At 74.1% G+C, this 14,085-nt stretch carries 14 protein-coding genes; 7 read left to right on the top strand and 7 right to left on the bottom strand.

Annotation, left to right across the window (positions count from 1 at the left end; genetic code table 11):
* Positions 1-22 precede the first annotated feature (22 nt).
* Positions 23-811: a class I SAM-dependent methyltransferase gene (locus SJY06_RS19285; RefSeq protein WP_380169155.1), complete on the bottom strand. Its 789-nt coding sequence runs from the start codon at positions 809-811 to the stop codon at positions 23-25.
* Between the two features lie 52 nt (positions 812-863).
* Between SJY06_RS19285 and lysS the strand changes: the two genes are divergently transcribed.
* The 3 genes from lysS to SJY06_RS19270 all read left to right on the top strand — a co-directional run bounded on the left by lysS (position 864) and on the right by SJY06_RS19270 (position 3,276).
* The gene (lysS, locus tag SJY06_RS19280) at positions 864-2,411 is read left to right on the top strand and encodes a lysine--tRNA ligase (protein ID WP_380169154.1); all 1,548 of its coding nucleotides are present in this window, start codon (positions 864-866) and stop codon (positions 2,409-2,411) included.
* Positions 2,412-2,415: 4 nt separating this feature from the next.
* Entirely contained in the window at positions 2,416-2,724 is a 309-nt protein-coding gene (locus SJY06_RS19275; RefSeq protein WP_380169153.1) for a hypothetical protein, read from the top strand.
* A 216-nt stretch (positions 2,725-2,940) separates the two neighbouring features.
* Positions 2,941-3,276, top strand: a complete 336-nt coding sequence (locus tag SJY06_RS19270) for an Lsr2 family protein (protein ID WP_380169152.1) — start codon at positions 2,941-2,943, stop codon at positions 3,274-3,276.
* A 71-nt stretch (positions 3,277-3,347) separates the two neighbouring features.
* Here SJY06_RS19270 and SJY06_RS19265 read toward each other — a convergent pair whose 3' ends face one another.
* Complete coding sequence (locus SJY06_RS19265; protein ID WP_380169151.1) at positions 3,348-4,433, bottom strand: TerC family protein; 1,086 nt, start codon at positions 4,431-4,433, stop codon at positions 3,348-3,350.
* A gap of 177 nt (positions 4,434-4,610) precedes the next feature.
* Here SJY06_RS19265 and SJY06_RS19260 point away from each other — a divergent pair, with 177 nt between their 5' ends.
* The 4 genes from SJY06_RS19260 to SJY06_RS19245 all read left to right on the top strand — a co-directional run bounded on the left by SJY06_RS19260 (position 4,611) and on the right by SJY06_RS19245 (position 8,759).
* Positions 4,611-5,000: a YidH family protein gene (locus SJY06_RS19260; protein ID WP_380169150.1), complete on the top strand. Its 390-nt coding sequence runs from the start codon at positions 4,611-4,613 to the stop codon at positions 4,998-5,000.
* Between the two features lie 23 nt (positions 5,001-5,023).
* Positions 5,024-5,344, top strand: a complete 321-nt coding sequence (locus SJY06_RS19255) for a DUF202 domain-containing protein (RefSeq protein ID WP_380169149.1) — start codon at positions 5,024-5,026, stop codon at positions 5,342-5,344.
* A 296-nt stretch (positions 5,345-5,640) separates the two neighbouring features.
* Positions 5,641-8,187, top strand: a complete 2,547-nt coding sequence (locus SJY06_RS19250; protein ID WP_380169148.1) for an ATP-dependent Clp protease ATP-binding subunit — start codon at positions 5,641-5,643, stop codon at positions 8,185-8,187.
* Positions 8,184-8,759 (top strand): amino-acid N-acetyltransferase, encoded by a 576-nt coding sequence (locus tag SJY06_RS19245; protein WP_380169735.1) that lies wholly within the window; start codon positions 8,184-8,186, stop codon positions 8,757-8,759. Before SJY06_RS19250 ends, SJY06_RS19245 begins: the two co-directional genes overlap by 4 nt.
* A 57-nt stretch (positions 8,760-8,816) precedes the next feature.
* Here the strand turns inward: SJY06_RS19245 and SJY06_RS19240 are convergent, their stop codons facing one another.
* The 5 genes from SJY06_RS19240 to SJY06_RS19220 all read right to left on the bottom strand — a co-directional run bounded on the left by SJY06_RS19240 (position 8,817) and on the right by SJY06_RS19220 (position 14,085).
* Positions 8,817-9,890 (bottom strand): A/G-specific adenine glycosylase, encoded by a 1,074-nt coding sequence (locus tag SJY06_RS19240; RefSeq protein WP_380169146.1) that lies wholly within the window; start codon positions 9,888-9,890, stop codon positions 8,817-8,819.
* Positions 9,891-9,988: 98 nt separating this feature from the next.
* On the bottom strand, positions 9,989-11,065 hold the full coding sequence (gene disA / locus SJY06_RS19235) for a DNA integrity scanning diadenylate cyclase DisA (protein WP_380169145.1): 1,077 nt from the start codon (positions 11,063-11,065) through the stop codon (positions 9,989-9,991).
* A gap of 244 nt (positions 11,066-11,309) precedes the next feature.
* Positions 11,310-12,770: a DNA repair protein RadA gene (locus tag SJY06_RS19230; protein WP_380169144.1), complete on the bottom strand. Its 1,461-nt coding sequence runs from the start codon at positions 12,768-12,770 to the stop codon at positions 11,310-11,312.
* Between the two features lie 53 nt (positions 12,771-12,823).
* Positions 12,824-13,195 carry a hypothetical protein gene (locus tag SJY06_RS19225; protein WP_380169142.1) on the bottom strand — a complete coding sequence of 124 codons (372 nt, stop codon included), beginning with the start codon at positions 13,193-13,195 and terminating at the stop codon, positions 12,824-12,826.
* A gap of 32 nt (positions 13,196-13,227) precedes the next feature.
* Positions 13,228-14,085, bottom strand: a complete 858-nt coding sequence (locus SJY06_RS19220; protein WP_380169141.1) for a hypothetical protein — start codon at positions 14,083-14,085, stop codon at positions 13,228-13,230.

Here is a 14,085-nt window from a genome sequence, read left to right as displayed (position 1 = left end):
GGCGAGCCGAGTCCTCCGGCAGTCAGCCCCGGCGGAACCGGTGGGCGTGGGCGCTCTGCCCCAGCCGGACCCGCCCGTCGGGCCCCACCAGCCCGGCCGCACCCCGCGCCACCTCGGCGAGCAGGGCCTCGCGGTGCGGCGACAGGGCCACGTAGGACCAGGTCGACACCAGCGCGAGGAGGTCGTCGACGCTGCAGCGCAGCGAGCTGTCCACGGCGTGCGTACCCGCCGCGACCAGGCGCGGGTCGGGCACCGAGACGTCGAGCCGGTCGGCGTGGCTGTCGGCCCGCGCGCGCTCGGCCAGCTCGGGCGCGTGCCGGGCCACCGCCCCCGACACGACCCGCGCCACCGGGTCCTGCCGGTCGCGCACGTTCCACAGCAGCACCAGCACCCCGCCGGGGCGCAGCACCCGCGCGACCTCCACGGCGGCCCGGCCGTGGTCCATCCAGTGCCAGGCCTGCGCCACGAGCACCGCGTCGACCGAGCCGTCGGGCAGGGGGACCGCCTCGCCCGTGCCGGCCAGGGCGCGGACCTGCGGCGAGACCGACCGCAACCGTTCCCGCATCTGCGGGTCGGGCTCGACGGCCACGACGTCGTGGCCCTGCTCCAGCAGCACCCGGGTCGCCTTGCCCGTGCCGGCCCCCAGGTCCAGGACGCGCAGCGGCGCCTCGCCCAGCGCCCAGCGCACCACCTCGGCGGGGTAGCCGGGCCGCACCCGGTCGTACTCCTCCGCGACGGCGCCGAACGAGCGGGCCTGCTGCTCGCGGTGGGCGTCGTCGTGCCGCCCGGCGGCCGACGGGGGTGGGCTCATCCGGCCATGGTGCCCGGTCGGGGGCCTGCGGCGGGTTCCCTATCCTGACGGGGTGAGCAGCAGCAGCGACCGGACCGACGCGCCCGACCGGACGGACACCGGGAGCGGGCCGGCCGACGAGCGGGTGGACGAGCAGACCGCGGTCAGGGCCGCCAAGCGCGAGCGCATCATCGCCGCCGGGGGCGAGGCGTACCCCGTGCTCGTGCCCCGCAGCCACGCCCTGGCCGAGGTGGTGGCCGAGCCCCGCTGGCAGGCCCTCGAGGCCGGCGAGGAGACCGAGGACGTCGTGTCGGTCACCGGGCGCGTGATGTTCGCCCGCGGCACGGGCAAGCTCGCCTTCGCCACGCTGCAGGAGGGCGACCACCGGCTGCAGGTCATGCTCAGCCTGGCCGAGGTCGGTCAGGAGGGCCTGGACGCCTGGAAGCAGGACGTCGACCTGGGGGACCAGGTGTCGGTGACCGGCCGCGTGGTCAGCAGCCGCCGGGGCGAGCTGTCGGTCATGGCGACCTCGTGGCTGATGGCCGCCAAGGCGCTGCGCCCGCTGCCCAACCACTACGACGGCGCCCAGCTGGCCGAGGACACCCGGGCGCGGCGCCGCTACGTCGACCTGGTGGTGCGACCCGAGGCCCGCGAGGTCGTCCGGACCAAGGCCACCGTGCTGCGCTCGCTGCGCGAGACGTTCCACCGCCTCGGCTACCTCGAGGTCGAGACCCCCGTCCTGCAGCTGGTGCACGGCGGCGCGACCGCCCGGCCGTTCCACACCCACCTGAACGCCCTCGACGTCCGGATGAGCCTGCGCATCGCGACCGAGCTGTACCTGAAGCGCTGCGTCGTCGGCGGGCTGGAGAAGGTGTACGAGATCGGGCGCACCTTCCGCAACGAGGGCATCGACTCCACCCACAGCCCCGAGTTCACGATGCTGGAGGCCTACGAGGCCTACGGCTCCTACGACACGATGGCCGAGCTGGTCCGCGAGCTCGTCCTGGACGCCGCCACCGCCACGGGGCGGACCGTGGTGCCGGACGGCCACGGCGGCGAGGTCGACCTGGCGGGTGACTGGCGGACCGTGACCGTGCACGACGCGGTGTCCGGCGCCCTGGGCGAGGCGGTCGACGTCGACACCGACCTCGCCGTGCTGCGTCGCCACGCCGAGCGCACCGGGGTCGAGCTGCGCCCGGGCTGGGGCGCGGGCGAGGTCGTCCTGGAGCTGTTCGAGAAGCTGGTCGAGCACACGCTGCTGCAGCCCACCTTCGTGCGCGACTACCCGGCGGAGGTGCGGCCGCTGGCCCGGCCGCACCGCGACGACCCCCGCCTGGCCGAGGCCTGGGACCTGGTCGTGGCCGGGGCCGAGCTGTCACCGGCCTACTCCGAGCTGGCCGACCCGGTGCTGCAGCGCGAGCGGCTGGTGGAGCAGTCGCTGCTCGCGGCCGGCGGCGACCCCGAGGCCATGCAGCTGGACGAGGACTTCCTGCGGGCGCTGGAGCACGGCATGCCGCCCACCGGGGGCATCGGCCTGGGGGTCGACCGGCTCGTCATGCTGCTGACGGGGGTCGGCATCCGCGAGACCATCCTGTTCCCCCTGCTGCGCCCCGAGGGCTGAGGACGTGGACCTCGGTGTGCTCGGCGAGGTGGTGCGTGGCCTGCTGCCCACCATCGGGGTGAGCCTGCTGTTCGGCATCGCGATCCTGGCCATCGTCCGGGCCGACGCGGGGGAGCGGGCCGACCGGGCCCGGATCGAGGCGGAGGAGGACGCGGCCGCCGCCGCCCGGGACAGCGCCGCCGCCCGGGACAGCGCCGCCGCCCGGGACAGCGCCGCCGCCCGGGACAGCGCCGCCGGTGACGGCGCCGCCGGTGACGGCGCGCCGCGCGTCGGCGACGACCGGGGCGACGGCCAGGACCGTCCCGCGGTCTGAAACCGTCCCTTGCGGCGGAATTCGCCGGGCCGTATTCGGTGCTGTGACCGAGTAATGCAGCCGGCGCTTTCGGGTGGTCATTTCCCGACCGACTTGCTCCTTGATCATCGGCGGTGCAATCATCAATCCGCGGCGACAGCGACTCCAGTCGCGCAGCCCGGTATTCGCACCCCGGGACAGAGATGGTCGCCCGAATTCTGCAGATGGAGACAAGAAATGGCCCAGCAGGTCAATGTGGTGCTCGTCGACGACCTCGACGGCACCCCGGCCGACGAGACCGTGACGTTCGGTCTCGACGGGATCACCTACGAGATCGACCTGACCGTCGACAACGCGGCCAAGCTCCGCGACTCCCTCGCGGAGTGGGTCGGGCACGGCCGTCGCGTCGGCGGCGCCCGCCGCAAGGGCAGCCGCTCGGTCACCAAGCGGTCGTCCGTCGGCTCCGACAACGCCACCATCCGCGAGTGGGCCCGCGCCAACGGCCACGAGGTGTCCGAGCGCGGCCGCATCAAGGCCGAGGTCATCGAGGCGTTCAACGCCGCCAACGGCTGAGACCCACCCGCACCGACGACGGCGCCCCCCGACCAGCAGGTCGGGGGGCGCCGTCGTCGGTGCGCGGCGGCTCAGGTCCGGTCGCGCTCCACGTCCGTGGCCTGCCGGACGTCCTCGGCGGGCAGGTCCTCCTCGGCGACCCGGGCCCGCTTGTGGGACAGCAGCGAGGTGACCGTGACGACGGCCAGGGCGCCGATGATGACGAACAGGCTGGCCAGGGTCGGGATCTCGGGCACGCCGGGCCAGATGTTGTGGGCCCAGTGCAGCAGCAGCTTGACGCCGATGAACGCGAGGATGAACGACAGCCCGTAGGACAGGTGCACCAGCTTGGACAGGGCGCCCTCGAGCAGGAAGTACAGCGCCCGCAGGCCCAGCAGCGCGAAGGCGTTGGTGGCGAACACCAGGTACGGGTCGCCGGTGATGCCGTAGACGGCCGGCACGGAGTCGACCGCGAACACCACGTCGGTGAACAGCAGGACGATGACGACCAGGGCGAACGGCGTCAGGTACTTGACGCCGTCGCGGGTCACGCGGAACTTGGTGCCCTCGTAGTCGTCGGACACCTTGGTGACCTTGCGGACGAGCTTGACCACCCGCAGCTCGGAGACGTGGATCTCCTTCTTCTCGCCCTTCAGCTCCTCCAGCAGCAGGTGCACGGCGGTGAAGATGAGGATGGCGCCGAAGATGAGGAACGCGAAGTCGAGCTGGGCGATCGCGACCGCGCCGATGGCGATGAACACCCCGCGCAGGATCAGGGCGCCGAGGATGCCCCACAGCAGGGCCCGCTGCTGCAGGTGCCGGGGCACCGCGAAGGCGGACAGGATGAGGATGAACACGAACAGGTTGTCGACCGACAACGACTTCTCGACGATGTAGCCCGTGTAGTACTCCACGCCGATCTGCGACCCGAACTGCGTCAGGACGAAGACGCCGAACAGCAGGGGCAGCGCGATGTAGAACGCCGACCAGCCGGCCGCCTCCTTCATGGAGACGTCGTGCGGGTTGCGGGTGGCGATGAAGTCGAAGATGAACAGGCCGGCGACGACCGCGATCGTCGCCCCCCACAGCGCGGGGGTGCCGATCGACGTCAGGCCGCCGGAACCGGGCTCGGTCGCCGTCGCTGGGACGGCCACGAGGGCGTGGCTGAGCAGGTGCATGGAGGTCCTTCGGGCTGGTGCGGCACGCCGCAGCGGTGAGGTCTCCGTCGCCCGTCCGCTGCTGCGGACTGGCTCGACCCGGGGTCGCAGGTGCGACCGTGCTGACCGGGACCGGTTCTGAGGACGTACTCCCCTCACCGCCGATGCTACGGCCGGGCGGGCCGTTACGGTGGTTCCGTGGCGGAGGGACGGACGGCGCGGGCCCCGGACGGCCCCGCGCGCCGGCCTCGTCGGGTGTTCGGCGTCGGGGACGAGCCCGACCCCCGGTTCACCCTCGCGAACGAACGGACCGTGCTGGCCTGGGTGCGCACGGCGCTGGCCTTCGTCGTGGCCGGGCTGGCCGCCGCCGTGGCCGACGACGTGGTCGACACCGGCCACCTGCTGCGCGCCGTGGCCGTCGTCAGCGTGACCGTCGCGGCCTGGCTGTCGGTCACCGCGCTGCTGCGCTGGGCCCGGGCCGAGCGGGCGATGCGGCTGCAGCAGCCGCTGCCCGCGCCGTCCGGGCTGGCCGTCGTGGTGCTGGGGGTGCTGGCGCTGTCGGTCCTGGCGCTCCTCGCCCTGCTGTGACGACGCCGGGACCTAGGACGCCGGTGCCCCGCGACCCGGGGCTGCAGCCCGAGCGCACCGCCCTGGCCTGGCAGCGCACCGGGCTGGCCCTGCTGGTGACCGCGCTGGTCGTCGTCCGCGACGGGCTGGTGTCCGGGGGTGGCGTCGGGCTGCTGCTGGTGGGCCTCGGGGTGGGGGCGGCGGCGTGCGGGCTCGTCGTCGTCCGGCGCTCGCGGACGGAGCTGCGGGCCCGGGTCGAGGCGCTCGTCACCGGTGCCCCGCTGCCGGCGCCGACCGCGACCCGGACGGCCGCCGCGGGGGTGCTGCTGCTGGCCGCGGCGACCGTCGGGGTGCTCCTCGGCTAGGCGACGGCTGCTCCCCGGCGGGGTCCGCGGGCCTGGTGGCGGCTGCGTCGAGCGGCACGGTTCGCCCTGAGCGGACCCGCCGGCTGCGTCGGAACACTCAGGCCGGGTACGCGTTGTGCCGATGGACGACCGGACCGCGACCCTGCCAAGGGCCAGCTGCTGCGCTCAGCGCGAACGCAGGCCCTGCGAGCAGGTGGTCGGCCGGTGCCGCAGCCACCGGACGTCTAGCATCGAGAGGGAACGAGGTCCGCCGGAGGAGTTCCGTCGGACGCCGCCCGCTCGTGAGGGAGCGAACAATGTTCGAGAGATTCACAGACCGCGCTCGCCGCGTTGTCGTCCTGGCCCAGGAAGAGGCCCGGATGCTCAACCACAACTACATCGGGACCGAGCACATCCTGCTCGGGCTGATCCACGAGGGCGAGGGCGTCGCCGCCAAGGCGCTGGAGTCCCTCGGCATCTCGCTGGACGCCGTGCGCGAGCAGGTCCAGGAGATCATCGGCCAGGGCCAGCAGGCCCCCAGCGGTCACATCCCCTTCACCCCGCGGGCCAAGAAGGTCCTGGAGCTGAGCCTGCGCGAGGCGCTGCAGCTCGGCCACAACTACATCGGCACCGAGCACATCCTGCTCGGCCTCATCCGCGAGGGCGAGGGCGTGGCGGCCCAGGTGCTGGTCAAGCTGGGCGCCGACCTCAACCGGGTCCGTCAGCAGGTCATCCAGCTGCTGTCCGGCTACCAGGGCAAGGAGCCCGCGACCTCCGGCGGTCCCGCCGCGGAGAACACGCCGTCCGGCTCCCTGGTGCTCGACCAGTTCGGCCGCAACCTCACGCAGGCCGCCCGCGAGTCCAAGCTCGACCCGGTCATCGGGCGCGAGAAGGAGATCGAGCGGGTCATGCAGGTGCTGAGCCGCCGCACCAAGAACAACCCGGTGCTGATCGGCGAGCCCGGTGTCGGCAAGACGGCGGTCGTCGAGGGCCTGGCCCAGGCGATCATCCGCGGCGAGGTCCCCGAGACGCTCAAGGACAAGCAGCTCTACACGCTGGACCTGGGCGCCCTGGTGGCCGGTTCGCGCTACCGCGGTGACTTCGAGGAGCGCCTCAAGAAGGTCCTCAAGGAGATCCGCACCCGCGGCGACATCATCCTGTTCATCGACGAGATCCACACCCTCGTCGGGGCGGGTGCCGCCGAGGGCGCCATCGACGCCGCCAGCATCCTCAAGCCGATGCTGGCCCGCGGCGAGCTGCAGACCATCGGTGCGACCACGCTGGACGAGTACCGCAAGCACGTCGAGAAGGACCCGGCCCTGGAGCGGCGCTTCCAGCCCATCCAGGTCGCCGAGCCCTCGCTGGCCCACGCCATCGAGATCCTCAAGGGCCTGCGCGACCGCTACGAGGCGCACCACCGGGTCTCGATCACCGACGCGGCGCTGGTGGCCGCGGCCAACCTGGCCGACCGCTACATCAACGACCGCTTCCTGCCGGACAAGGCCATCGACCTGATCGACGAGGCCGGCGCCCGGCTCCGCATCCGTCGCATGACGGCTCCGCCGGACCTGCGCGAGTTCGACGAGCGCATCGCCAACGTCCGTCGCGAGAAGGAGTCGGCCATCGACTCCCAGGACTTCGAGAAGGCCGCCTCGCTGCGCGACGACGAGAAGCGCCTGCTGGGCCAGAAGGCCGAGCGCGAGAAGCAGTGGAAGTCCGGTGACATGGACGTCGTCGCCGAGGTGGACGAGGAGCTGATCGCCGAGGTCCTCGCCATCGCCACGGGCATCCCGGTGTTCAAGCTGACCGAGGAGGAGTCCCAGCGGCTGCTCCACATGGAGGACGAGCTGCACAAGCGCGTCATCGGCCAGGAGGAGGCCATCAAGGGCCTCAGCCAGGCGATCCGGCGCACCCGGGCCGGCCTGAAGGACCCCAAGCGTCCCGGTGGCTCGTTCATCTTCGCCGGCCCCACGGGCGTCGGGAAGACCGAGCTGGCCAAGTCGCTGGCGGAGTTCCTGTTCGGCGACGAGGACTCCCTCATCCAGCTCGACATGTCGGAGTTCAGCGAGAAGCACACCGTCTCGCGGCTGTTCGGCTCGCCCCCCGGCTACGTCGGCTACGAGGAGGGCGGCCAGCTGACCGAGAAGGTGCGGCGCAAGCCGTTCTCGGTCGTGCTGTTCGACGAGGTCGAGAAGGCGCACCCGGACATCTTCAACTCGCTGCTGCAGATCCTGGAGGACGGTCGCCTGACCGACAGCCAGGGCCGGGTGGTCGACTTCAAGAACACCGTGATCATCATGACCACGAACCTGGGTACGCGGGACATCGCCAAGGGCATCAACATGGGCTTCAGCGCGGGCAACGACACGCGCACCGGCTACGACCGGATGAAGGCCAAGGTCCAGGACGAGCTCAAGCAGCACTTCCGTCCCGAGTTCCTCAACCGCGTCGACGACATCATCGTCTTCCCCCAGCTCACGCAGGAGGAGATCGTCACGATCGTCGACCTGATGATCGCCAAGCTCGACGCGCGCCTGCACGACAAGGACATGGGCATCGAGCTCACCCCGGCGGCCAAGGGCCTGCTGGCCACCCGCGGCTACGACCCCGTCCTCGGGGCGCGTCCGCTGCGTCGCACGATCCAGCGCGACATCGAGGACCAGCTGAGCGAGAAGATCCTGTTCTCCGAGCTGACCTCCGGTCAGCTGATCCTGGTGGACGTGGAGGGTGAGGACGACCTCGCGCACTTCACGTTCAAGGGCACCGAGAAGGGCGTCCCCGAGGCGCCCGAGCCCGTCGGCGCCGCGGCGTCGGAGGGCGGCGGCACCACCGAGCCGCTCGGCGACACCGGGACCGGCAGCTGACGCAGCAGCCGCGACTCGACGGAGCCCGACCGACCCTGCAGGGGACGGTCGGGCTCCGTGCTGCGCGCCCGGCCGACGTGCCCCGGATCGCCGAGCTGGTCTCGGCGTACGTGGTCGACCGGCGGCTGCTGGCCAAGGACCTGGTGACGCTGTACGAGGACGTCCAGGAGTTCGTGGTCGCCGAGCACCGCTCGCCGGCCACGCCCGAGCACCCCGACGGGCTCACCGAGGTCGTCGGCTGCGGGGCGCTGCACGTGATGTGGGCCGACCTGGCCGAGGTGCGGACCGTGGCCGTCAGCGGCCGCCTGCGCGGGGCGGGCGTCGGCCGCTCGCTGGTGCGCGAGCTGATCGGGCGGGCCCGTTCGCTCGGGATCGCCCGGGTGTTCTGCCTGACCTTCGAGCGGGAGTTCTTCGGCTCGTTCGGCTTCCGCGAGATCGAGGCCGCACCCGTCGCGCCCGAGGTCTACGAGCAGCTGCTGCGCAGCCACGACGAGGGCGTCGCGGAGTTCCTCGACCTGGCCCGGGTCAAGCCGAACACCCTCGGCAACCACCGGATGCTGCTGACGCTCTGAGGTGCGGGTTGCCACCTGTCCTGCGGCGGCAGGTTCAGGCCCTCACCCGTACCGGCCTCACAGCGGCAGGCGGTACCCGCCCCGGGTGGCCTCGGCCAGGCCGTCGGCCAGCAGCCCGGCCAGGCACCGCGCCGTCTGATCGTCGTCGTGCCACACCGCCTCCAGCCGCCCGGCCGGCACGGCGCCGGGCTCGTCCCGCAGCACGGCCAGCAGCAGGCCCCGCACGTAGCGGTCGGTGCCGACCCACGCCTGCGGCCGTGTGGTGCGGGCGGGCCGGGTGGTGCGGGCGGGCCGGGCGGTCTGGGTGGTCCGGGCGGCCTGGGTGGCCCCGGCGGGCCGGGCGGCTCCGGCGGGCCGGGCGTCTCCGGAGGCCGGTGTGCGGGCGTCGGGGGCGGCGGTCTCGGCCCAGCGGCAGCGGGTCCGCACCGGGCAGGCGTCGCAGCGGGGCGAGCGGGCGGTGCACACCAGGGCGCCGAGCTCCATCACCGCGGCGTTCCAGGCCACCGAGCGCCCGGCCTCACCGGGCAGCAGCCGCTCCGCCCGGTCGACCTCGGCGCGGGTCGGTGCCCCTGGCAGCGCGTCGGTGCCCTCGTGCACCCGGGCCAGGACCCGCCGGACGTTGACGTCCAGCACGACGGCCCGCTGCCGGTGGGCGAACGCCGTCGTCGCCCCGGCCGTGTACGGCCCGACCCCGGGCAGGGCCAGCAGATCGGCGTAGGTCGTGGGCACCTGCCCGCCGTGCCGGTCCCGCACCGCCACCGCCGCCTCGTGCAGCCGCAGCGCCCGGCGGGGGTAGCCGAGCCGGCCCCACATCCGCACCGCCTCGCCGGGGGAGTCGTCGGCCAGCGAGGTGGGGGTGGGCCAGCGCTCGAGCCACGCGCGCCAGGCGGGCTCCACCCGGGCGACCGGGGTCTGGTGCGACATGACCTCGCACACCAGCACGGCCCAGGCGTCGGTGCCCGGCCGCCGCCACGGCAGGTCCCGCGCCGCCGAGGCGTACCAGGCCACCACGTCGTCCACGAGGCCGGCGTCCCCCGCCCGCCCGGCGTCCCCGGCCGGCCCGGCGTCCCCGGCCCGCCCGGCGTCCCCGGCCGGCGTCGAGAGGGCCCGATCGACCCGCGGCGACCCCATATGCCGGGCCGAAGCGGCCTTCTCGGCGTCGGGCGGTGCGGGGGTGGGCGGCCCGGCGTGAGGCGGCGCGGGGGTGGGCGACCCGGCGGGCGAGGGGATCAGACGTACCGCTCGAGGATGCTGGTCTCGGCCAGGCGGCTCAGACCCTCGCGGACGGCCCGGGCGCGCGACAGCGTCAGGCCGTCGACCTGCTGCAGGTCCTCGACCCCGGCCGCGAGCAGCTTCTGCAGGCTGCCGAAGCGGCCCACGAGCCGCTGCACGACCACGTCGGGCAACCGGGGCAGCCGGTGCAGCATCCGGTACCCGCGCGGGCTGACGGTGGCGTCCAGGCCGGGGTCCCCGGTCTGCAGCGACACCTGGGCGGCCACCTGGTCCAGGCTCAGCAGCTGCGACGAGTCCAGCGACGCCAGACCCGCCAGGGCCTGGTCGGTCTCGGCGACAGAGCCCTCGGGGCCGACGTAGTCGCGCACCACGCTGGACAGCTCCAGGCCGAAGCCCGTGATCAGCTCGTCCATCTGCAGCTCGACCAGCCGGCCGTCGGTGCCGAGCTCGACCACGTAGCCGCGCACCTCCTCGCTGATCCGGCGCACCATCTCCGCCCGCTGCAGCACCGTGGCGACGTCGCGAACGGTGACGAGGTCCTCGATCTCCAGCGCCGACAGGTTGCCGGTCACCTCGTCCAGGCGGGACGCGTAGCGCTCCAGGGTGGCCAGGGCCTGGTTGGCGCGGGCCAGGATGGCGCCGGAGTCCTCCAGCACGTGGCGGCGCCCGTCCAGGTACAGCGCGATCAGGGTCATGGACTGCGACACCGAGATCACCGGGAAGCCGCACTGGCGCGACGCCTTGTCGGCCGTGCGGTGCCGGGTGCCGGACTCCGGCGTCTCGATCCGGGGGTCGGGCACCAGCTGGACCCCCGCGCGGACGATGTTCCCGCTGCCGGTGTGGTCGATGACGATGGCGCCGTCCATCTTGGCCAGCTCACGCAGCCGGGTGGCCGAGAAGTTCACGTCCAGCACGAAGCCGCCGGTGCACATGTCGGCCACGACGTCGTCGAAGCCGAGCACGATCAGGGCCCCGGTCCGCCCGCGCAGGATGCGCTCCAGGCCGTCCCGCAGCTGGGTCCCGGGCGCGACCAGGGCGAGGACCTCGCGAAGCCGCTCGTCCGTACCGTCCACAGTCGCGGCCCCCGCGTGCTCGTGCGACCCCCGTGCCGGGCACACGGGCTCGCAGGTCGATCAGTTGCTGGAACGTCTCGAAGTGTAGGGCGGCTGGGCCGGATGGGACGGCCCGCGACCGGACCGTGACCTGCCGGTGACTCGCCGGTGACCTGCGGGGGCCCCTGACCCGGGCCCCGGTGGCCCCGGGGTCGCCTGTTTCGCCCCTGGCGGGTGAGCCGCACGCCGGGCGGGGCAGCGGCCGTCAGCCGGTACGGGCGGCCAGGTCGCGCAACGCCCGGAGCGCCCGCTCCACGTGGCCCACCTCGACGGCCCGGACCCCGTCGGGCAGCGTGCCCAGCCGCTCGAGCGAGCCCGGCGGCACCAGGATCCGGCGGTAGCCCAGCCGGGCCGCCTCGGCCACGCGCTGCGGGGTCATCGCGACCCGGCGCACGTCCCCGGACAGCGCGACCTCGCCGATGGCCAGCACGTCGGCCGGCACCGGGGTGTCCCACGCCGCGGAGGCCACGGCCAGGGTCACCGCCAGGTCCACCCCGGGCTCGCCCAGCCGCGCCCCGCCCACCGTGGCCACGAACACGTCCTTGTCGGCCAGCCGGAGCCCCGCGGCCCGCTCGGTCACCGCCAGCAGCATGGCCGTGCGGGCGTTGTCCAGGCCGCTGACCCCGCGCCGGGGGTTGGGCGTGGACGCCGTGGCCACCAGCGACTGCACCTCGGCCAGCAGCGGCCGGCGGCCCTCGAGCGCCACGGCCAGGCAGGTGCCGGGCACGGGCTCGTCCCGGTGGCCCCGGAACAGCTCGGACGGGTCGAGCACCTGGCGCAGGCCGTCGTCGGCCTGCTCGAAGCAGGCGATCTCGTCGGCGGGGCCGTAGCGGTTCTTGGTGGCCCGCAGCAGCCGCAGACTGGTGTGCCGGTCGCCCTCGAACGTCAGCACCGTGTCGACCAGGTGCTCCAGCGACCGTGGTCCGGCCACCGAGGAGTCCTTGGTGGACTGCCCGACCAGCAGCAGCGGCGTGGGCCGGGACTTGGCCACCCGCGTCAGGACCTGGGTGACCTCCTGCACCTGGGCCATGCCGCCGGCGCGGCCGTCCACGTCGGCGCTGGTCAGCGTCTGCACGCTGTCGACCACCACCAGGTCGGGGTCGTGCTGCTCGACGTGGTGCAGCACCGCGCCGAGGTCCTGCTCGTCGGCGACGAGCAGCCCCGGGGCGTCGGCGCCCGTCCGCCGGGCGCGGACGGCGATCTGCTCGGCCGACTCCTCGCCGGAGACGTACAGCACCGTGCGGGGCCGGGCCGGCTCGGCGGCCAGGGCGGGCCGGGCCGAGCCGCCGACCGGCCCGACCGGCAGCCCCAGCGCGAACCGGTGGGCGACGTCGAGCAGCAGGGTCGACTTGCCGACCCCCGGCTCCCCGGCGAGCAGCACCACCTGGCCGGCCACCAGACCGCCCCCGACGACCCGGTCGAACTCGCCCAGCCCGGTGGGGGTGCGCTCCGTCCGGACCTCGTCGACGTCGCCCAGCCGGCGCGCCGGCCGGGGCGCACGCCCCCCGGGACCGCGCACGCCCGGGGCGGCGGCGGTCAGGCCGGCCGGGACCTCCTCGACCGTGCCCCACCCCTGGCACTGGGTGCAGCGTCCCGCCCAGCGGGGGTGCTCGGCGCCGCAGGCGGTGCAGGCGAAGACCGCGCGGCGGTTGCGGGAGGTGGCCACCGGTCCAACCTACGCAGCCCCCGGACACAACCCGGCGCCCGGCCGGGGGTGGCTCAGAGGGCGAGCAGGGTGGCGGTCAGGATGACGCCGCCGCTGACGATCGACACGGCCGGCACCAGCGCGAACACCAGGACGGACTGGACCTTGAGGTGGCGCCAGAGCAGCAGCCCGGCCCCGACGAAGATGGCCACGCCCAGCATGGTCGCGGCGAAGGCGAGGCCCACCTGGCCCGGGTCCGGCGCGGCCGACGTGGGCGGCACCAGGATGAACGGCACCACCGTGGACACGGCGACCCCGAGGGTCCAGATCGCGAACAGACCGATCGAGCGGACGTCCGGGTGCGGCCAGCGCGTCGGCCGGTGCCCGCGGGCGGTGTACTCCGCCTCCCGCCGCGCGGTCCCGTCGCTGTATCGGGTCTCGGTCATGGGACAAGCCTCCCGCGCCGTGGCCGTCGTGGCTAGTCGGACGCCGACCCCGGGCGGGTGAGTCGGGCCCCGCCGGTGGCCGACGCCGCGGCCGCGGTGGCGGGGTGCACGGTCAGCGGCAGCAGCCGGCGACGGCCGCGCGCCGGTCGCAGCTGCTCGCAGTGCACCGCCAGCCGCTCGTAGACGTCCTCGCCGACCAGCTCCACCAGCTCGTCCCGCAGCGACAGCCACACGGGCTCGGGCGCCACGTGGGCCGAGGGGCTGCTCGAGCAGTACCAGTCGAAGTCCGCCCCGCCGCCGCCCCAGCCGCCCCGGGTGTACTCGGTGACCGTCACCTGCAGGTACTGCGAGCCGTCGGGCCGCTCGACCGTGTCGTAGGTGCGCCGCAGCGGCAGCTGCCAGCACACGTCCGGCTTGGTGCTCAGCGGCGGCACGTCCTCGGCCAGGGCCAGCGCGTGCAGCGCGCAGCCGTACCCGCCCGCGAAGTCGCGCGGGTTGTGGAACACGCACGCCCCGGCCACGCGGGCGGTTCGCCGGTCGCCGTCCTCGTCCGCCTCGGCCCACTCGGCGCCGGCCCCGTGCTCGGGGTGGTCGTGGTTGGCCCACGTCGAGGGGTCCAGCCGCGCCACGGCCTGCGCCACCCGGGCCTCGTCGTCGGGCTCGGAGAAGTAGGCCCCGTGCACGCAGCAGCCCGCGTCCGGCACCGAGGCGTCGATGCCGGGGCAGCCCGCGCCGAAGATGCAGCGGTAGGAGGACGTCAACCAGGTGAGGTCGAAGCGGTGGACGGTGTCCGGCTGGTCCCCCTCGTCGGACAGCTCCAGCCACAACCGGTCGGTCGGGGAGGGGACCTCGTCGGTCGGTCGCTCGCTCGGTAGGTCGGGGCCTGCCAC

This window comes from Jannaschia sp. R86511 (assembly GCF_042466345.1).
In the GTDB taxonomy this organism is placed as follows: domain Bacteria; phylum Actinomycetota; class Actinomycetes; order Actinomycetales; family JBBAYJ01; genus Aquipuribacter.
This window is presented reverse-complemented; position numbering and strand designations above follow the sequence as displayed.

Coding starts and splice junctions, on each gene's coding strand:
- SJY06_RS19285 (WP_380169155.1), bottom strand. CDS start 811: ATGAGCCCACCCCCGTCGGCCGCCGGGCGGCACGACGACGCCCACCGC.
- SJY06_RS19270 (WP_380169152.1), top strand. CDS start 2,941: ATGGCCCAGCAGGTCAATGTGGTGCTCGTCGACGACCTCGACGGCACC.
- SJY06_RS19265 (WP_380169151.1), bottom strand. CDS start 4,433: ATGCACCTGCTCAGCCACGCCCTCGTGGCCGTCCCAGCGACGGCGACC.
- SJY06_RS19250 (WP_380169148.1), top strand. CDS start 5,641: ATGTTCGAGAGATTCACAGACCGCGCTCGCCGCGTTGTCGTCCTGGCC.
- SJY06_RS19240 (WP_380169146.1), bottom strand. CDS start 9,890: ATGGGGTCGCCGCGGGTCGATCGGGCCCTCTCGACGCCGGCCGGGGAC.
- SJY06_RS19225 (WP_380169142.1), bottom strand. CDS start 13,195: ATGACCGAGACCCGATACAGCGACGGGACCGCGCGGCGGGAGGCGGAG.